Raw genomic sequence first — 13,744 nt, forward strand, 5'->3', positions numbered from 1 at the left:
CCTGCCCGGTGTACCCCACCTGTCCGTATCGCGAAACGGGCGCAGTACCGTGGTCGGGTGGACAACAGGGATGCAATCGGCTCGTGGCTCTCCGGCCCCCGCGCGGCCGCCGAGGAAGCCGGTGTCGACTTCGGATACCGGGGCGAGCAGCTCGGTCTGCCGGAGGAGGGACCCGGCTCGATCGCCCGCCCCGGCAGGCGGCTCGGCGCCCTGGCCGTGGACTGGGGCCTCAGCGTCTTGATCGCATACAGCTTGATCACCGACGGCTACCGACCCCCGGCCACGACCAACTGGGCCCTGCTCGTCTTCCTCGTGATGAGTCTCCTGACGGTCGGCACGGTCGGCTTCACCCCGGGCAAGCGCCTCTTCGGCCTGCGCGTGGTCTCCGTCGGGACGGGCACCGTCAGCCCCGCGCGCTCCGCGGTGCGCACGGTCCTGCTCTGCCTGGCCGTCCCGGCCCTGGTCTGGGACCGTGACGGCCGCGGCCTGCACGACCGGCTGGCCCGAACGGTGGAAGTACGGATCTGAGACCGAGCCCCCGCGCCGACCGCACCAGCCGCACAGGCCGCACCAGCCGCACAGGCCGCACCAGCCGCACAGGCCGCACAGGCCGCACCGGCCACACCGGCGGGACAGGCCGACGGTACGACGAAGGGGCGCCCGGAGTGATCCGGGCGCCCCTTCGTGGGTGAGGCGGGGGGAGCGGCTCAGCGGGCCTTGCCGCCGCCGCCCTTCGGCAGGCGCATGCCCTTGGGCATCGGCCCCTTCGGCAGCGGCATGTTGCTCATCAGGTCGCCCAGGGCGCGCAGCCGGTCGTTGGTGGCGGTCACCTGCGGGCCGGCCAGGACCCGCGGGTACTTCAGCAGGGTGGTGCGCAGCTTCTTCAGCTCGACCTGGCCCTCGCCCGTGCCGACGATCACGTCGTACACCGGCACGTCCGCGACGATGCGGTTCATCTTCTTCTTCTCGGCGGCCAGCAGGCTCTTCACCCGGTTCGGGTTGCCCTCGGCGACCAGGACGATGCCGGCCTTGCCGACGGCCCGGTGCACCACATCCTGGCTGCGGTTCATCGCCACCGCGGGGGTGGTCGTCCAGCCGCGGCCGATGTTGTCCAGGACGGCGGCGGCCGCGCCCGGCTGGCCCTCCATCTGACCGAAGGCGGCCCGCTCGGCACGGCGTCCGAACACGATCGCCGTCGCGAGGAAGGCGAGCAGGAAGCCCAGGATGCCCAGGTAGACCGGGTGGCCGATCAGGAAGCCGATCGCGAGAAAGACGCCGAACGTGATGAGGAAGACACCCGCGAGGACAAAACCGATCGTCTTGTCGGCCTTGTGGGTCATCTTGAACGTCAGGGCGATCTGCTTCAGTCGCCCGGGGTTAGCGGCGTCCGCCGCGCTGTCACTTCTCGCCATGCCACGAAGTCTACGTGGCCCGGGAAGCGCCTACGACGGCAGGAGGGGAGGTGTGGGGAGGGGTGGGTCAGGGGCGGACGGAGGTGACCGCTTCGAGGACGCGCTGCGCCTCGACCCGGTCCTTGGCGCGACGGCGGTCCTCCAGCACGGAGGTCCAGGCGTTGCGACGGGCGGTGCGCTGGCCGCTGCTCATGAGCAGCGACTCGACGGCGCGCAGCGCGGTGCTGAAGGTCGGGATCGCGGTGGCGCGAACGGGCGCGGCCTGCATGGTGGGTGTCCCCCTCGGACGGCTTCGGGTACGGGGCTGGAGCGGGGCGGTGCGCGGCTGGTGCGGTGCCGGATGTACGTGAAGTGATACCAGCGTCACTGTTTGGTGTTACCAGGGCGTGACCGACCGGTCAAACACGAATGAAACCTTGGTGCGCTGGGCCGAAACGCTGACGCGGCCCCGGCGTACGCCCTCATCTGCGAGGACGGCCGGAGCCGCGTCGAATCGGTCAATACTGGCGAGTAGCAACTTGTGCGGGAATTCACACACTCGGCCTGCGTCCGTACGGCGCAAGCGGGCTGACGTCCTGTCAGACGGCCTGCGAGGCGATGAACGCCCCGCGCTTCTCGACGGCCATCTGGTACAGGCGCCCGGCACGGTAGGAGGACCGTACCAGCGGGCCCGACATCACGCCGGAGAAGCCGATCTGCTCGGCCTCCTCCTTCAGCTCCACGAACTCGTGCGGCTTGACCCAGCGCTCCACCGGGTGGTGGCGCACCGAGGGCCGCAGATACTGCGTGATGGTGACCAGCTCGCAGCCGGCCTCGTGCAGCTGCCGGAGCGCCTCGCCGACCTCCTCGCGGGTCTCGCCCATGCCGAGGATCAGGTTCGACTTGGTGACGAGCCCGTAGTCACGGGCGGCCGTGATGACGCCGAGCGAACGTTCGTAACGGAAACCGGGCCGGATCCGCTTGAAGATCCGCGGAACGGTCTCGACGTTGTGCGCGAACACCTCGGGCCGCGAGGAGAAGACCTCCGCGAGCTGCTCCGGAACGGCGTTGAAGTCGGGGGCGAGCAGCTCCACCTTCGTGCGACCGGCCTCCCGCTCGGCGGTCTGCGCGTGGATCTGCCGGACGGTCTCGGCGTAGAGCCAGGCGCCGCCGTCCGCCAGGTCGTCGCGGGCCACGCCGGTGATGGTGGCGTAGTTCAGGTCCATCGTGACGACGGACTCACCGACGCGCCGCGGCTCGTCGCGGTCCAGCGCCTCGGGCTTGCCGGTGTCGATCTGGCAGAAGTCGCAGCGCCGCGTGCACTGGTCGCCGCCGATCAGGAAGGTGGCCTCACGGTCTTCCCAGCACTCGTAGATGTTGGGACAGCCGGCCTCCTGGCACACGGTGTGCAGCCCCTCGCTCTTCACGAGGTTCTGCATCTTGGTGTACTCGGGACCCATTTTCGCCCGGGTCTTGATCCACTCGGGCTTGCGCTCGATGGGGGTCTGGCTGTTACGGACCTCCAGGCGCAGCATCTTGCGTCCGTCGGGTGCGACTGCGGACACGTCGGCTCCCTGCCTGTCTGCTTGGACTTTCGATTCTTCGGCGTACACCAGGGTACGCCCGTGTTTACCGGGCTCTGCTGTGAGCCCGGCCTCGGACCCGGGGGGCCCGTTCCCGGTCAGGCCGTCGCCTTCTCGATCTCGCGCGGCCGGGGTTCGGCGTTCTCGAGGACGTCCTTCAGGTGCCGCTCCACCACCGGCAGCACCTCGTCGATCGTGATGTCCCGGCCCAGCTCGTTCGCCAGCGAGGCGACGCCCGCGTCCCGGATCCCGCACGGGATGATCCGGTCGAACCACTGGTTGTCCGGGTTCACGTTGAGCGCGAAGCCGTGCATCGTGACGCCCTTGGCGACCCTGATCCCGATTGCCGCGACCTTGCGGTCCTCGCGCCGCTGACCCGCGTTGGAGGGGGCGTACTCCGGGCCGTTCAGCCGGGGATCGAACTCCTCGTCGGTGAGCCGGGGATCGAAGTCGAGCGACAGGCCGCCGAGCGGCGGGCGCCCCTCCACGGGGTCGCCGAGCACCCACACTCCGCTGCGGCCCTCGACCCGGGACGTCTCGAGGCCGAACTCGGAGCACACCGCGATCAGCGCGTCCTCGAGGCGCCGCACATGGGCGACGACGTCCACCGGCCGCGGCAGCTTCAGGATCGGGTAGCCCACGAGCTGCCCCGGCCCGTGCCAGGTGATCTTGCCGCCGCGGTCCACGTCCACGACCGGGGTGCCGTCCAGGGGGCGCTCGTCGTCGGCGGTGCGCCGGCCCGCCGTGTACACGGGAGGGTGCTCCAGGAGGAGCACGGTGTCCGGAACCTCGTCGGCGAACCGCGCCGCGTGCACGCGGCGTTGCTCGTCCCACGCCTCCCGGTACTCGACGGCGTTCCCGCCGAACCCCATCCGGACGAACCGCAGCTCGCTCACGGCAAGCGCCTCCCTGAAAGTCGTCAGGCACGTAACGCGCCCAAGCCACTGTACGTCCGCGCGTTTCGCGTCAGCCCCGGGGTCAATCCTCACACGATCGGATGAATGAACGTCGAGATCTGCGACCGTCTGCTTACGCTCCGCTACATTCGCGCCGTTCACGAGGCCAAACGGGCTGCTGACAGCAGCAGGGCACTTCATCCGGGCACGTCAAAGGCCCGGCAGGCAGGAGACCGCACCGCAGATGACGGAACGACCCGCGCAGCGCACTCCCAACCGCCAGCTCGCCGCGCTCATCGCAGAAGCAGGCTTCTCCAACGCGGGGCTGGCCCGTCGCGTCGATCAGCTCGGCCTCGAACACGGGCTGGACCTCAGATACGACAAGACATCCGTGACCCGGTGGCTGCGCGGGCAGCAGCCACGGGGCACCACCCCCGCGCTCATCGCCGAGGTCTTCACCCGGCGTCTGGGCCGCCGCCTCACCGCCCAGGACCTCGGGCTGGACGCCTGCGCCCCCGTCTACGCGGGTCTGGAGTTCGCCGGTACCCCCGAGGAGGCCATCGACATCGTCGGCGGGCTCTGGCGCAAGGACTCCGGCAGCCACGCCGAACTCCGCAAGATCGCCTTCACGCCCGCCGGGCTCGTCGTGCCCAGCCGTGACTGGCTGATCGGGCGGGCCGACGAGAAGGTCGCCCGCAGCGAGCCGGTCGCCCGGGTACCCGTCCAGGGCCGCCCGGCCCTGCGGTCCACCGCTTCCCAGCAGCCCCCGTCCGGGCATCCGGGGCCGGCGCCCGCCCTGGTGACGCCCGGACCGGCGGCCGTGCCCCGGCAGCGCGGGCAGGGCGGCGAACGGGGCCTCGGCAGTGAACGGGGCCCCGGCCAGCGGGTCACAGGCGGCGACATCTCCGCGCTCCGTTCGGTCGGCGAGCTGTTCCGCACGCTCGACGACCGGTACGGCGGCGGTCACGCCCGCCAGGCCCTCGTGCGCTACCTGGAGCACGAGTGCGAGCCGATGCTGCGCGGCGCCTACGGCGAGCAGACCGGCCGCCGGCTGTTCGGCGCGGCCGCCGATCTGACCCGTCTCGCGGGCTGGACCTCCTTCGACATCGCCGCGCACGGCCTGGCCCAGCGCTACTTCGTCCAGGCCCTGCGCCTCTCCCAGGCGGCCGGCGACCGGGCGTACGGCTCCTTCGTCCTCGTCACCATGAGCCGCCAGGCCGTCTATCTCGGCCACGGGCGGGAGGCCGTGCAGCTGGCGCGGGTGGCCCAGCAGGGGGTCGGCTCGGGCGCCCCGCCCGTCGTGCAGGCGCTGCTGCACTCGGCGGAGGCACGCGGGCACGGGGTGCTCGGCGAGGTGCGCGCCTCCACCGCCGCGCTCGTCCGCGCCGAGCGGGCGCTGGAGGCGGCCAAGTCCGGCGACGAGGTGCCCCACTGGGCGCGCTTCTTCGACGAGGCGCAGCTGGCCGACGAGTTCGGGCACTGCCACCGCGACCTCCAGCAGTTCCGGGCGGCCGCCCAGCACGCCGAACGCTCCCTCCAGCTGCGGCCCGCCGCATACGCCCGCAGCCGGCTGTTCTGCCGCGTCGTGCTCGCCTCCGCCCGTCTCGGCCTCGGCGAACTCGACCAGGCGTGCCAGCTGGCGGCCGAGGCCGCGGGGCAGGCGGCGGAGATGCGGTCCGTGCGCGCGCTGGAGTACGTACGGGACTTCGAACGCAGGCTCGAGCCGTACAAGGACGCGACTCCCGTCCGCATGTACCGCGACAAGGTCGCAGCCCTGGCCTGACCAACCTCGAGGGTTCCGCCCCCAGACCCCCGTACCGGCCCTGAACGGGCCTCGTCCTCACACGCCGGACGGGCGGAAATGCCTGGCCGTGGCCTCCCCACCGACCGAGACGGGTGAGGGGTGGATGAGTGAGCCGAGGCCGGGGGTCTGGGGCGGAGCACCTCAGGGGTGCCCCGGTCACGGCTCATGCCGCTGCCTGCTCCTCGCGGGCCGTCGGCGAGGGTTCGGCGGCGTCCAGCGATCCGGCGGCGCCCAGATCGGAGACGATCGCCGACGCGGCCCGGTGCGCCGAGTGCAGCGCGCCCTGCACGGTGCTGGTGTCCCGGTGGTCGCCGCACACGTACAGGCCCGCGAGCAACCGCACCGCCCGCCGCAGATCGTGCGGCGCCCGCATCGCCGGCACCGCCTCGGCGGTGTGGTGCACGGCCAGCGTCTCCCAGCGCGCGGTCGAGGTGCCGTACAGCCGGGACAGGTGCATGCGTACGGCGGTGTCGACGCCCGGCGGGGGTGTGCCGAGGACGGTGGACGAGATCAGCGCGCGCCCCCCGGGCGCGCGGCTCGGGTCGACCCGGCTGACCACCGCCGTGTGCGCGACCGGCCCGCCCCGGTCGGCGTCGAGCAGCAGCGAGGCGCCGGTCGCGGGCGGCTCGTCCGTCGTGTGGTGGAGGACCGTCACCGGGTGGAAGTCGGGCACCCGCAGGCCGGGCAGCAGCTGCGCCGCGGTGCGCGCGTCGGTGGCCACCAGCACGGCCCGGCAGCGGAACTCGCCGTGCTCGGCGGTGGTCACCGAGGTCGTGGAGACCGAGGTGACCCGCACGCCGGTGTGCACGGTGCCGGGTGGCAGCGTCCGCGCGAGCAGGTCCGGCAGCACCTCGGCGCCGCCTTCCGGCAGCGACAGCCGGCCGGCCGCGAAGGCGCGCAGCGCGAGGTCCGCGCACCGGCTGGAGGTGGTGAGGTCCGGGTCGCAGAGCAGAGCGGCGAGCAGCGGACGCAGGAAGCCGTCGATGGTGCGGGCGGGCAGTCCGCGGGCCGCGAGGGCCTGGGCGGCCGGCAGCTCCGGCCGGCGCATCAGCCGGTCGGCGGGGGTGGCGGCGAGCCGGGTGAGCGCGGCGCCCAGCCGGGCCTGGTCCACGGCGCTGCCCAGCGGGGCTCCCGCCCGGCTCCTCGGCGGGGCCGCCGTCCGCACCTGGGTGGACGGGGAGCCGCCCGCGCGCGGCCTGGGCAGCGCACTCGGTCGGGGAGCGCTCGCCAGGGCGCGTACGGCGTGCAATGCGCCCCTTGCGCTCCCCGCGCCCGCCTGCGCGCCGGCGCGGTGATGGCGTCCGTCGCTGTGCAGCAGCACCCCCGGCGCGAACGGACGCAGGACGAGCGCGTCCAGCCCCGGTGTCCGGTCCAGTTCGGGATACGCCGTGGACAGCAGCTGCCCGATGCGGTCGAGCCGGAACCCGTCGACCTTCTCCGTCGACATGCGGCCGCCCACCCAGGGAGCGGCCTCCAGGACTGCGGTCGTTACTCCTGCGCTGGCCAGCCGGTGCGCGGCGGAGAGTCCGGCGACTCCGGCTCCCACCACGACGACATCTGCCTGGTACGCGGGCTCAAGCACGTGCCCCTCCTCGAGGTTGCGCGGCCGGTGCAGACGTCATGCCCCCAACAGCCGTCCCGGATACCCGAGTTCGGATCGAGGTTAGGGCCGTGACCGGTCAGGAACAGTCGCGCATCGACAGGGCACGGTCGCACGCCGGTCGCATACGGTCACGTGCAGGATCAGGCTGCCCGGACGGCGTCCTCGATCCCGGGGAACGCGAAGGTGAACCCGGACTCCAGCAGCCGCTTCGGCACCACCCGCGCGCTGCCCAGCACGTCCCCGGCCATCTCGCCCAGCACCGTCCGCAGCACCGGCGCCGGCACCGTGAACAGCGTCGGCCTGCGCAGCACCCGCCCCATCGCCTCGGTGATCTCACGGTTCGTCAGCGGCTCGGGCGCCGTCAGGTTGAACGGCCCCGAGAGGTCACCGCGGTCGAGCAGATGCCGGATCGCCGCCACCTCGTCGTGCAGCGCGATGTACGACCAGTACTGCCGGCCGTCGCCCATCCGCCCCCCGAGCCCGGCCGCGAAGAGAGGGAACAGCCTGCCCCAGGCCCCGCCGCCCCGCGCCACGACCAGCCCGGTCCGGGTGAGGACCGTGCGGACGCCCGCCTCCCGCGCCGGACCCGCGGCCGCCTCCCACTCCACGCACAGCTCCGGCAGGAAGCCGCTCCCGGCGGGCGAGTCCTCGTCCACGACCCGCTCGCCCGTCTCGCCGTACAGACCCATCGCGCTGCCGTTCACGAACACCCGCGGCCGTTCGTCGAGCGAGGCGACGGCTTTCGCCAGCGCCGCCGTACCGTGCACCCGGCTGTCGTGGATCCGCTTCTTGTACGCGTCGCTCCAGCGCCGTTCGCCGACCCCCGCCCCCGCCAGATTGACCACGGCGTCGCAGCCGGCGAGCCCCGCCGTGTCCACCTGCCCCCGCTCGGGATTCCAGCGCACCTCGTCCGCGCCCCGGGGCGCATGGCGCACCAGACGCACCACCTCATGCCCGTCCGCGGTCAGGGACCGCACCAGGGCGCTGCCGATCAGTCCGGACGCGCCGGCCACCGCGATTCGCTCACGTTCCATGCGGCCATCCTGCCCGGTCGCCGGAGAAAACCCCGGTCCGGTACCGCCGCCCCGCCCTAGGGTGACGGTCATGCCCGAACCTTCCGCACCCCGCATCCGCACCGCACGGTCCGCCGACGCCGAGGCGCTGGCCCTCGTGGACCGGCTGACCTGGTCCCCCCTGCACGCGGTCATGCCCGAGCCGGAGCCGCCCTACCACCCCTTCTTCGACGAGCGCCATGTCCCCGAGGACTATCTCGTCGCCGAGCTGGACGGCCGTGTCATCGGGTACATCCGCCTCGCCCTGTCCACCTCGCTCGCCTGCAACGCGCACGTCCGGCAGATACAGGGCCTCGCCGTCCTCGACGAGGGGCGCGGACGGGGCGTCGGACGGGCGCTGGTCCGGGCCGCCGTCGAGGAGGCCCGTCGGCAGGGCGCCCGCCGCGTCACCCTGCGCGTCCTCGCCCACAACACCCCGGCCCGGAAGCTCTACGAGTCCGAGGGGTTCGTACTGGAGGGCGTGCTGCCGGAGGAGTTCCTGCTGGACGGGGAGTACGTGGACGACGTGTTCATGGGGCGCACCGTGTAGGTCCTCGCGCGGCTCACGAGGTCGTCAGTTTCCCCGTGTCCACCCGGTCCGTCGCCTTCGCCGCCCGTGCGGCGTCGTCGGCGACCTCGGCCGCCGTCAGCACGTAACCCGTCTCGTCGTCGGAGGTGGAGCGGGCGAAGACGACGCCGAAGACCCGGCCGCCGGTGGTCAGCAGCGGGCCGCCTGAGTTGCCGGGGCGGACGGTGGAGCGGATCGAGTAGATCTCACGGGTGACGATCTCGTCGTTGTAGATGTTCCGGCCGGTGGCCTTCACCCGGTTCGCGACCGTCGCCGCCTGGAGGTTCAGGTCGCCGTCCTGCGGATAACCGGCGACGACCGCGGAGTCACCGCGCTCGGCGTCCTCGTCGAAGCCCAGCACCGGGGCCTTCAGGTGCGGCACGTACAGCACGGCCACGTCCTTGTCCGGGTCGAAGAGCACCACACGCGCGTCGTACGACGGGCCGACGCCCCCGATGCGTACGGTCGGGTCGTCGATGCCCGCCACCACGTGCGCGTTGGTCATCACATGCTCGCTCGCGTACACGAAGCCGCTGCCCTCGCGGCCCTGGTCGCCCGCGACACCCTCGATCTTCACCGTGCTCAGCTTGGCCGCCGAGGTCGCGCTCGGGGTGACGCTGTCGCCGGTGGGCTTGGCGACCGCGGCCGTCGACTCGTTCTCGAACGGGTTGAAGACCTGCGGGAAGCCCGCCTGGGTCAGGGCCGAGGTGGCCCGCGAGAACCAGGTGGGCGTGGTGTCCGGCATGGCGTCCTGGACCGCCCCGAGCAGCCGCGAACCCCGTATGGACGAGGTGACCACCGGCGAGGAGGAAGCGCCCAGCACGCTCGCCGCCACCCACGCCACGATCAGCACCGCCACCGCGTTGGCACCCGCCCCGCCGACCCCGTCGGCCACCCTCAGCGGTCCGCGGTCCAGCTCCCGCCGCAGCCGCAGCGCCAGCCGCCCCGCCAGCTCGTGCCCGGTCACCGCGGGGACGAGGACCGTGAACACCGCCGTCACCGTCGCCGCCGTGGTCCCGGGCGTCACCAGGTCCATCATCCACGGCAGGACCCACACGCCGATCACGGCGCCGCCCACGAACCCGGCCAGCGAGACACAGCCGGCCACCAGCCCCCGCCGGTAGCCGGAGCCGGCGTAGGCCAGCATCACCAGCACCAGCAGGATGTCGAGCAGGTCCACACGGCCGCCTTTCTCTTCGAGCCCCTGGTTGAGTACGTGCGGGAGGGGCCCAGTGATCAGCTACCCATCGATCACGCGCGCGTGACAACGCGAACCGGCCACGCGTGCGTGTACCCCGAAAAACGTCGTGGAGCGGGAGGATGGTTCCGCCAGGTGGCACAGCACACATCGCGGGCGGACCGGAACAGGCCGACAGTGAGTCCATGTGTGCCCTCCGACCGGCCGCCCGGGGCGCCCGGGGAACGCGTGGACGGCGCTCGGCGCGGATACCGGGCCCGCTGCTCGTGCTCGTCGGCTGCCTGCCCGGGTTCGTGGCCGTCGCCGCCCTGGCGCTGTGCGCGGGAGGCGACGGCCACACCGTCACGGCCGTGGGCCGCCCGCCCGCAGCCCGGCCCGCCGGCGCCCACCGGGCGGCCCGGCCGCCCGTCGTGCCCCGCGCCGCCTGGCTGGACGACCTCGCCCGGCACGCGCAGCCGCCCCCGCGCTACGACGACAAGGTCGTCGCCGTCTTCGTGCACCACACCGATTCGCCCAACGGCTACGCCTGCGCCGACGCGCCCCGCATCATCCGCTACCTGTACGCGGGCCAGATCGGCGCCCGGGACTGGGACGACATCGGCTACAACTTCCTCGTCGACCGCTGCGGCACGATCTACGAGGGCCGTGCGGGCGGGGTCGACCGGCCCGTCACCGGTGCCCACACCCAGGGCTTCAACCACCGCACGGCCGGTATCGCCGCGCTCGGCACCTTCACCGCCGGGGTCCCGGTGCCGCAGGCGATGATCGACGCGATCGCCGCGCTGGCCGCCTGGAAGCTCGGGCTGTCCGACGTGGACCCGCGCGCGGACGTCCGGCTCACCTCCAGCAACAGCCGCAGCCGGTACGCCTCCGGCACCACCGCCACGCTCCCCGCCCTGGCCGGCCACCGGGACGGCTACATGACCAGCTGCCCCGGCGCCGCCCTCGCCGCCCGTCTTCCGGAGATCCGGGAGGCCGCGGCCCGGCTCCAGGGCAGACAGGGCAGCCAGGGAACGCAGCGCAAGCAGGTCAAAAGGGGCAAATGGGACGGCCGGGCCGGAACGGCCGGAACGGCCGGAACGGCCGGAACGGCCGCACGGACTCTCACAGCAACGCCTTAGGCGGTGTTCAGGGTTCTCCCATCCCCGCGTCCTACGGTCATGCACAAGACGAACCGACCGGAGGTGGGGATCATGGACAGCAGCCGTATCCGGCCCGCGGAGACCACGGGCGACGGGGGCGACACGGCGACCGCGGGGCAGGGGCCGGCCTGGAGCAGGGCCGCACGCAGCCCGTGGACCGTGCTGTGCGCCGTCGCCGCGGTCGTGCTGGGCCCGGCGGCGACCACCGCCTCCGCCCTGGAGCAGGCCAACAAGGCGCCGATGCACCACGCGGTGCAGATCGACCGGACGCAGGCGTACATCCCGACGGACAGCAGCCGCCGCAGGCTCACGGTGTGACCCGCCGACCAGGTCACCCGACGGCGGTCACTCCTTGAAGCGCTGCCAGAGCCGGGGATACCGCTCGGCGAGAGCTCCCTCGTTCTCGAAGTCGACGGGCGTGCCCTCGGGTTCGGCGGGCGCGGACGGAATGCCCAGGTCCGGGGCGACGGTCCCGGTGAGCTGCTCGTATGCCTCGTCGGCCGCGTAGCCGAGTTCCTCGCCGTCGCCGTCGATCTCCTCGTCGAAGTCGTCCAGCAGGTCGGCGAGCGAGTCCGGGTCGTTGTGCAGGGCACCCTCGAAGACCTCGCGGCCCTGGCCGATCAGCCAGCACCGGAAGAAGTCGAAGGCGTCGTCGCTTGCCCCGTCCAGCAGCAGCCAGGCGGCACCCCACAGGTCCCAGCGGTAGGCCCGGTTGAACCGGGACTCGAAGTGCCGGGCGAAGTCGAGCACGGACTCCGGGTCCAGTCGCAGCAGCCGCTCCACGAGCAGGTCGGCCTGCTCCTCCGGATCGCCCCCGGCGGCCTCGCGGGAGGCGTCCACCAGCTCCCAGAACTCCGTCTCGTCCATCACGCGTCCAGCATCGTGCCTCGCGCTGCCCCACGCACCCGGAGTGCCGGGCATTCCGGCCGGATCCTCACCCTCTCCCGGATCCTCACCCTCTCCCGGATCGGCGGCTGCTCCTCCGGGCCCGTGGCGCTCCTTCCGGATCCGCGGTGCTTCTCCCGGGCCTGCGGTGCTTCTCCCGGGCCTGCGGTGCTTCTCCCGGATCCGCGGTGCTTCTCCCGGGCCTGCGGTGCTTCTCCCGGGCCCGTGGCGCTTCTCCCGGATCCGCGGGTGCTTCTCCCGGGCCCGGGGTGCTCCTCCCGGGCCTGCGGTGCTTCTCCCGGGCCTGCGGTGCTTCTCCCGGGCCCGTGGCGCTTCTCCCGGATCCGCGGTGCTTCTCCCGGGCCCGCGGTGCTCCTCCCGGGCCCGTGGCGCTTCCCCCGGGCCTGCGGTGCTCCTCCCGGGCCCGTGGCGCTTCTCCCGGATCCGCGGGTGCTCCTCCCGGGCCCGTGGCGCTCCTCCCGGATCCGCGGTCCCTCTCCCGGGCCCGCGGCGCCCGTCCCCTCGGATCTGTGGCGCCCCTTCCGTGGCCCGTCCCGCCCCTCCCGTGCTCCGCAGAGCTATTCCGGAGAGCCGTAGAGCGCCGTCAGCCGTGCCGCCCCCGCGGCGAACCGCTCCCTCAGCGGGGCCGGGGCGAGCACCTCGGCCTCCGGCCCCAGGGCCAGAAGCTGTGTGTGGGCCACCTCCTCCGATTCCACCCGAAGGGTGACCGTCACCCAGCCCTCGGCGTCCGGCTCCGCGATCTCCGCCAGCGCGTCGCGTGCGGCCACCGGGTCCACGGCGTGGGGCAGATCGCGCACTCCCGCCGGCGACAGCCGCAGGACCACCTCCGACCGCAGGATCGACCGCGCGAACCGCTCGGCCTGGGCGCCCCAGAATCCGGGCAGATCGAAGTCCTCGTCCCTGAAGAAACGATCCTTCAGAATCTCGACGCCGACGAACCGGTCGATGCGGTAGGTCCGGAACGTGTCAGCCCCGCCGACGCGGGCGCACAGATACCAGACGCCCGCCTTCAGCACGAGCCCGTACGGCTCCAGCTCCCGCACCACCTCGCGCTCCCCGCGCCGGTAACGGGCGCTCACACACCGGTCGTCCCACACCGCGTCCGCGACCAGCGGCAGCAGAGCCGGCGCCGCCGGCTCCCGGAACCAGGCAGGCGCGTCCAGATGGAACCGCTGCGCCGCCGTACGCGGGGCGTCCCGCAGGGAGGGCAGCAGCGCCGCCGACACCTTCAGCCGCGCCGCCGACGCGATGTCCTCGAGACCCATCTCCCGCAGAGCCCCCGGCACCCCGCTCAGGAACAGGGCCTCGGCCTCGCCGCGCGCCAGTCCCGTCAGCCGGGTCCGGTATCCCCCGACGAGCCGGTAGCCCCCCGCCCGCCCGCGCTCCGCGTACACCGGCACGCCCGCCTCGGACAGCGCCTGCGCGTCCCGGGTGACGGTCAGCTCGGACACCTCCAGTTCCCGTGCCAGCTCGGACGCGGTCATGGTGGGCCGGGACTGGAGGAGGAGCACCATCTTGATGAGGCGGGCAGCGCGCATGGGGACATGATGCCGGGGACCGCCGACAGCGAAGGGGGGTACGGCGATCGCCGTACCCCCCAT

The 13,744-nt window shown here is 73.0% G+C and carries 14 protein-coding genes; 5 read left to right on the plus strand and 9 right to left on the minus strand.

The window, feature by feature from the left end:
* The first annotated feature begins 57 nt into the window (after positions 1 to 57).
* A complete protein-coding gene (locus OHS71_RS29490) occupies positions 58 to 528 on the plus strand; it encodes an RDD family protein (RefSeq protein ID WP_328482356.1) in 471 nt (156 codons plus the stop codon).
* A gap of 179 nt (positions 529 to 707) precedes the next feature.
* Here OHS71_RS29490 and OHS71_RS29495 read toward each other — a convergent pair whose 3' ends face one another.
* The 4 genes from OHS71_RS29495 to lipB form a co-directional block, all read right to left on the minus strand.
* Positions 708 to 1,412 carry a DUF4191 domain-containing protein gene (locus OHS71_RS29495; protein WP_328482357.1) on the minus strand — a complete coding sequence of 235 codons (705 nt, stop codon included), beginning with the start codon at positions 1,410 to 1,412 and terminating at the stop codon, positions 708 to 710.
* A gap of 67 nt (positions 1,413 to 1,479) precedes the next feature.
* The gene (locus OHS71_RS29500) at positions 1,480 to 1,680 is read right to left on the minus strand and encodes an SCO2195 family GlnR-regulated protein (RefSeq protein WP_109006070.1); all 201 of its coding nucleotides are present in this window, start codon (positions 1,678 to 1,680) and stop codon (positions 1,480 to 1,482) included.
* Between the two features lie 310 nt (positions 1,681 to 1,990).
* Complete coding sequence (gene lipA, locus OHS71_RS29505) at positions 1,991 to 2,956, minus strand: lipoyl synthase (RefSeq protein ID WP_328482358.1); 966 nt, start codon at positions 2,954 to 2,956, stop codon at positions 1,991 to 1,993.
* 116 nt (positions 2,957 to 3,072) lie between these two features.
* Complete coding sequence (lipB, locus tag OHS71_RS29510; RefSeq protein WP_328482359.1) at positions 3,073 to 3,870, minus strand: lipoyl(octanoyl) transferase LipB; 798 nt, start codon at positions 3,868 to 3,870, stop codon at positions 3,073 to 3,075.
* 244 nt (positions 3,871 to 4,114) lie between these two features.
* On the opposite strand from lipB, the gene OHS71_RS29515 reads away from it, so the two are divergent.
* Positions 4,115 to 5,653: a regulator gene (locus tag OHS71_RS29515; protein ID WP_328482360.1), complete on the plus strand. Its 1,539-nt coding sequence runs from the start codon at positions 4,115 to 4,117 to the stop codon at positions 5,651 to 5,653.
* 184 nt (positions 5,654 to 5,837) lie between these two features.
* Here OHS71_RS29515 and OHS71_RS29520 read toward each other — a convergent pair whose 3' ends face one another.
* Both OHS71_RS29520 and OHS71_RS29525 read right to left on the minus strand, forming a co-directional pair.
* Positions 5,838 to 7,256 carry an NAD(P)/FAD-dependent oxidoreductase gene (locus OHS71_RS29520; protein WP_328482361.1) on the minus strand — a complete coding sequence of 473 codons (1,419 nt, stop codon included), beginning with the start codon at positions 7,254 to 7,256 and terminating at the stop codon, positions 5,838 to 5,840.
* Positions 7,257 to 7,417: 161 nt separating this feature from the next.
* Entirely contained in the window at positions 7,418 to 8,311 is an 894-nt protein-coding gene (locus OHS71_RS29525; RefSeq protein ID WP_328482362.1) for a TIGR01777 family oxidoreductase, read from the minus strand.
* 70 nt (positions 8,312 to 8,381) lie between these two features.
* On the opposite strand from OHS71_RS29525, the gene OHS71_RS29530 reads away from it, so the two are divergent.
* Positions 8,382 to 8,879: a GNAT family N-acetyltransferase gene (locus tag OHS71_RS29530; RefSeq protein WP_328482363.1), complete on the plus strand. Its 498-nt coding sequence runs from the start codon at positions 8,382 to 8,384 to the stop codon at positions 8,877 to 8,879.
* A 13-nt stretch (positions 8,880 to 8,892) separates the two neighbouring features.
* On the opposite strand, the gene OHS71_RS29535 is transcribed toward OHS71_RS29530, so the two are convergent.
* Positions 8,893 to 10,077 (minus strand): MarP family serine protease, encoded by a 1,185-nt coding sequence (locus tag OHS71_RS29535; protein ID WP_328482364.1) that lies wholly within the window; start codon positions 10,075 to 10,077, stop codon positions 8,893 to 8,895.
* A 203-nt stretch (positions 10,078 to 10,280) separates the two neighbouring features.
* On the opposite strand from OHS71_RS29535, the gene OHS71_RS29540 reads away from it, so the two are divergent.
* Both OHS71_RS29540 and OHS71_RS29545 read left to right on the plus strand, forming a co-directional pair.
* Complete coding sequence (locus tag OHS71_RS29540) at positions 10,281 to 11,216, plus strand: peptidoglycan recognition protein family protein (RefSeq protein WP_328482365.1); 936 nt, start codon at positions 10,281 to 10,283, stop codon at positions 11,214 to 11,216.
* A gap of 72 nt (positions 11,217 to 11,288) precedes the next feature.
* Positions 11,289 to 11,555: a hypothetical protein gene (locus tag OHS71_RS29545; RefSeq protein WP_328482366.1), complete on the plus strand. Its 267-nt coding sequence runs from the start codon at positions 11,289 to 11,291 to the stop codon at positions 11,553 to 11,555.
* Positions 11,556 to 11,582: 27 nt separating this feature from the next.
* Here OHS71_RS29545 and OHS71_RS29550 read toward each other — a convergent pair whose 3' ends face one another.
* Together OHS71_RS29550 and OHS71_RS29555 are read right to left on the minus strand one after the other, a co-directional pair.
* Positions 11,583 to 12,104 (minus strand): DUF4240 domain-containing protein, encoded by a 522-nt coding sequence (locus OHS71_RS29550; RefSeq protein WP_328484683.1) that lies wholly within the window; start codon positions 12,102 to 12,104, stop codon positions 11,583 to 11,585.
* Positions 12,105 to 12,700: 596 nt separating this feature from the next.
* Positions 12,701 to 13,681 carry a helix-turn-helix transcriptional regulator gene (locus tag OHS71_RS29555; RefSeq protein WP_328482367.1) on the minus strand — a complete coding sequence of 327 codons (981 nt, stop codon included), beginning with the start codon at positions 13,679 to 13,681 and terminating at the stop codon, positions 12,701 to 12,703.
* Positions 13,682 to 13,744 lie beyond the last annotated feature (63 nt).

Origin of the sequence: Streptomyces sp. NBC_00377 (assembly GCF_036075115.1) — a bacterium.
Taxonomy (GTDB): Bacteria; Actinomycetota; Actinomycetes; order Streptomycetales; family Streptomycetaceae; genus Streptomyces.

What these genes read in the sequence shown, in the direction of transcription:
- OHS71_RS29550 (WP_328484683.1), bottom strand. Translation starts at nt 12,104, where the DNA reads ATGGACGAGACGGAGTTCTGGGAGCTGGTGGACGCCTCCCGCGAGGCC.
- OHS71_RS29525 (WP_328482362.1), bottom strand. Translation starts at nt 8,311, where the DNA reads ATGGAACGTGAGCGAATCGCGGTGGCCGGCGCGTCCGGACTGATCGGC.
- OHS71_RS29540 (WP_328482365.1), top strand. Translation starts at nt 10,281, where the DNA reads ATGTGTGCCCTCCGACCGGCCGCCCGGGGCGCCCGGGGAACGCGTGGA.
- OHS71_RS29530 (WP_328482363.1), top strand. Translation starts at nt 8,382, where the DNA reads ATGCCCGAACCTTCCGCACCCCGCATCCGCACCGCACGGTCCGCCGAC.
- OHS71_RS29545 (WP_328482366.1), top strand. Translation starts at nt 11,289, where the DNA reads ATGGACAGCAGCCGTATCCGGCCCGCGGAGACCACGGGCGACGGGGGC.
- OHS71_RS29500 (WP_109006070.1), bottom strand. Translation starts at nt 1,680, where the DNA reads ATGCAGGCCGCGCCCGTTCGCGCCACCGCGATCCCGACCTTCAGCACC.
- OHS71_RS29555 (WP_328482367.1), bottom strand. Translation starts at nt 13,681, where the DNA reads ATGCGCGCTGCCCGCCTCATCAAGATGGTGCTCCTCCTCCAGTCCCGG.
- OHS71_RS29515 (WP_328482360.1), top strand. Translation starts at nt 4,115, where the DNA reads ATGACGGAACGACCCGCGCAGCGCACTCCCAACCGCCAGCTCGCCGCG.
- OHS71_RS29495 (WP_328482357.1), bottom strand. Translation starts at nt 1,412, where the DNA reads ATGGCGAGAAGTGACAGCGCGGCGGACGCCGCTAACCCCGGGCGACTG.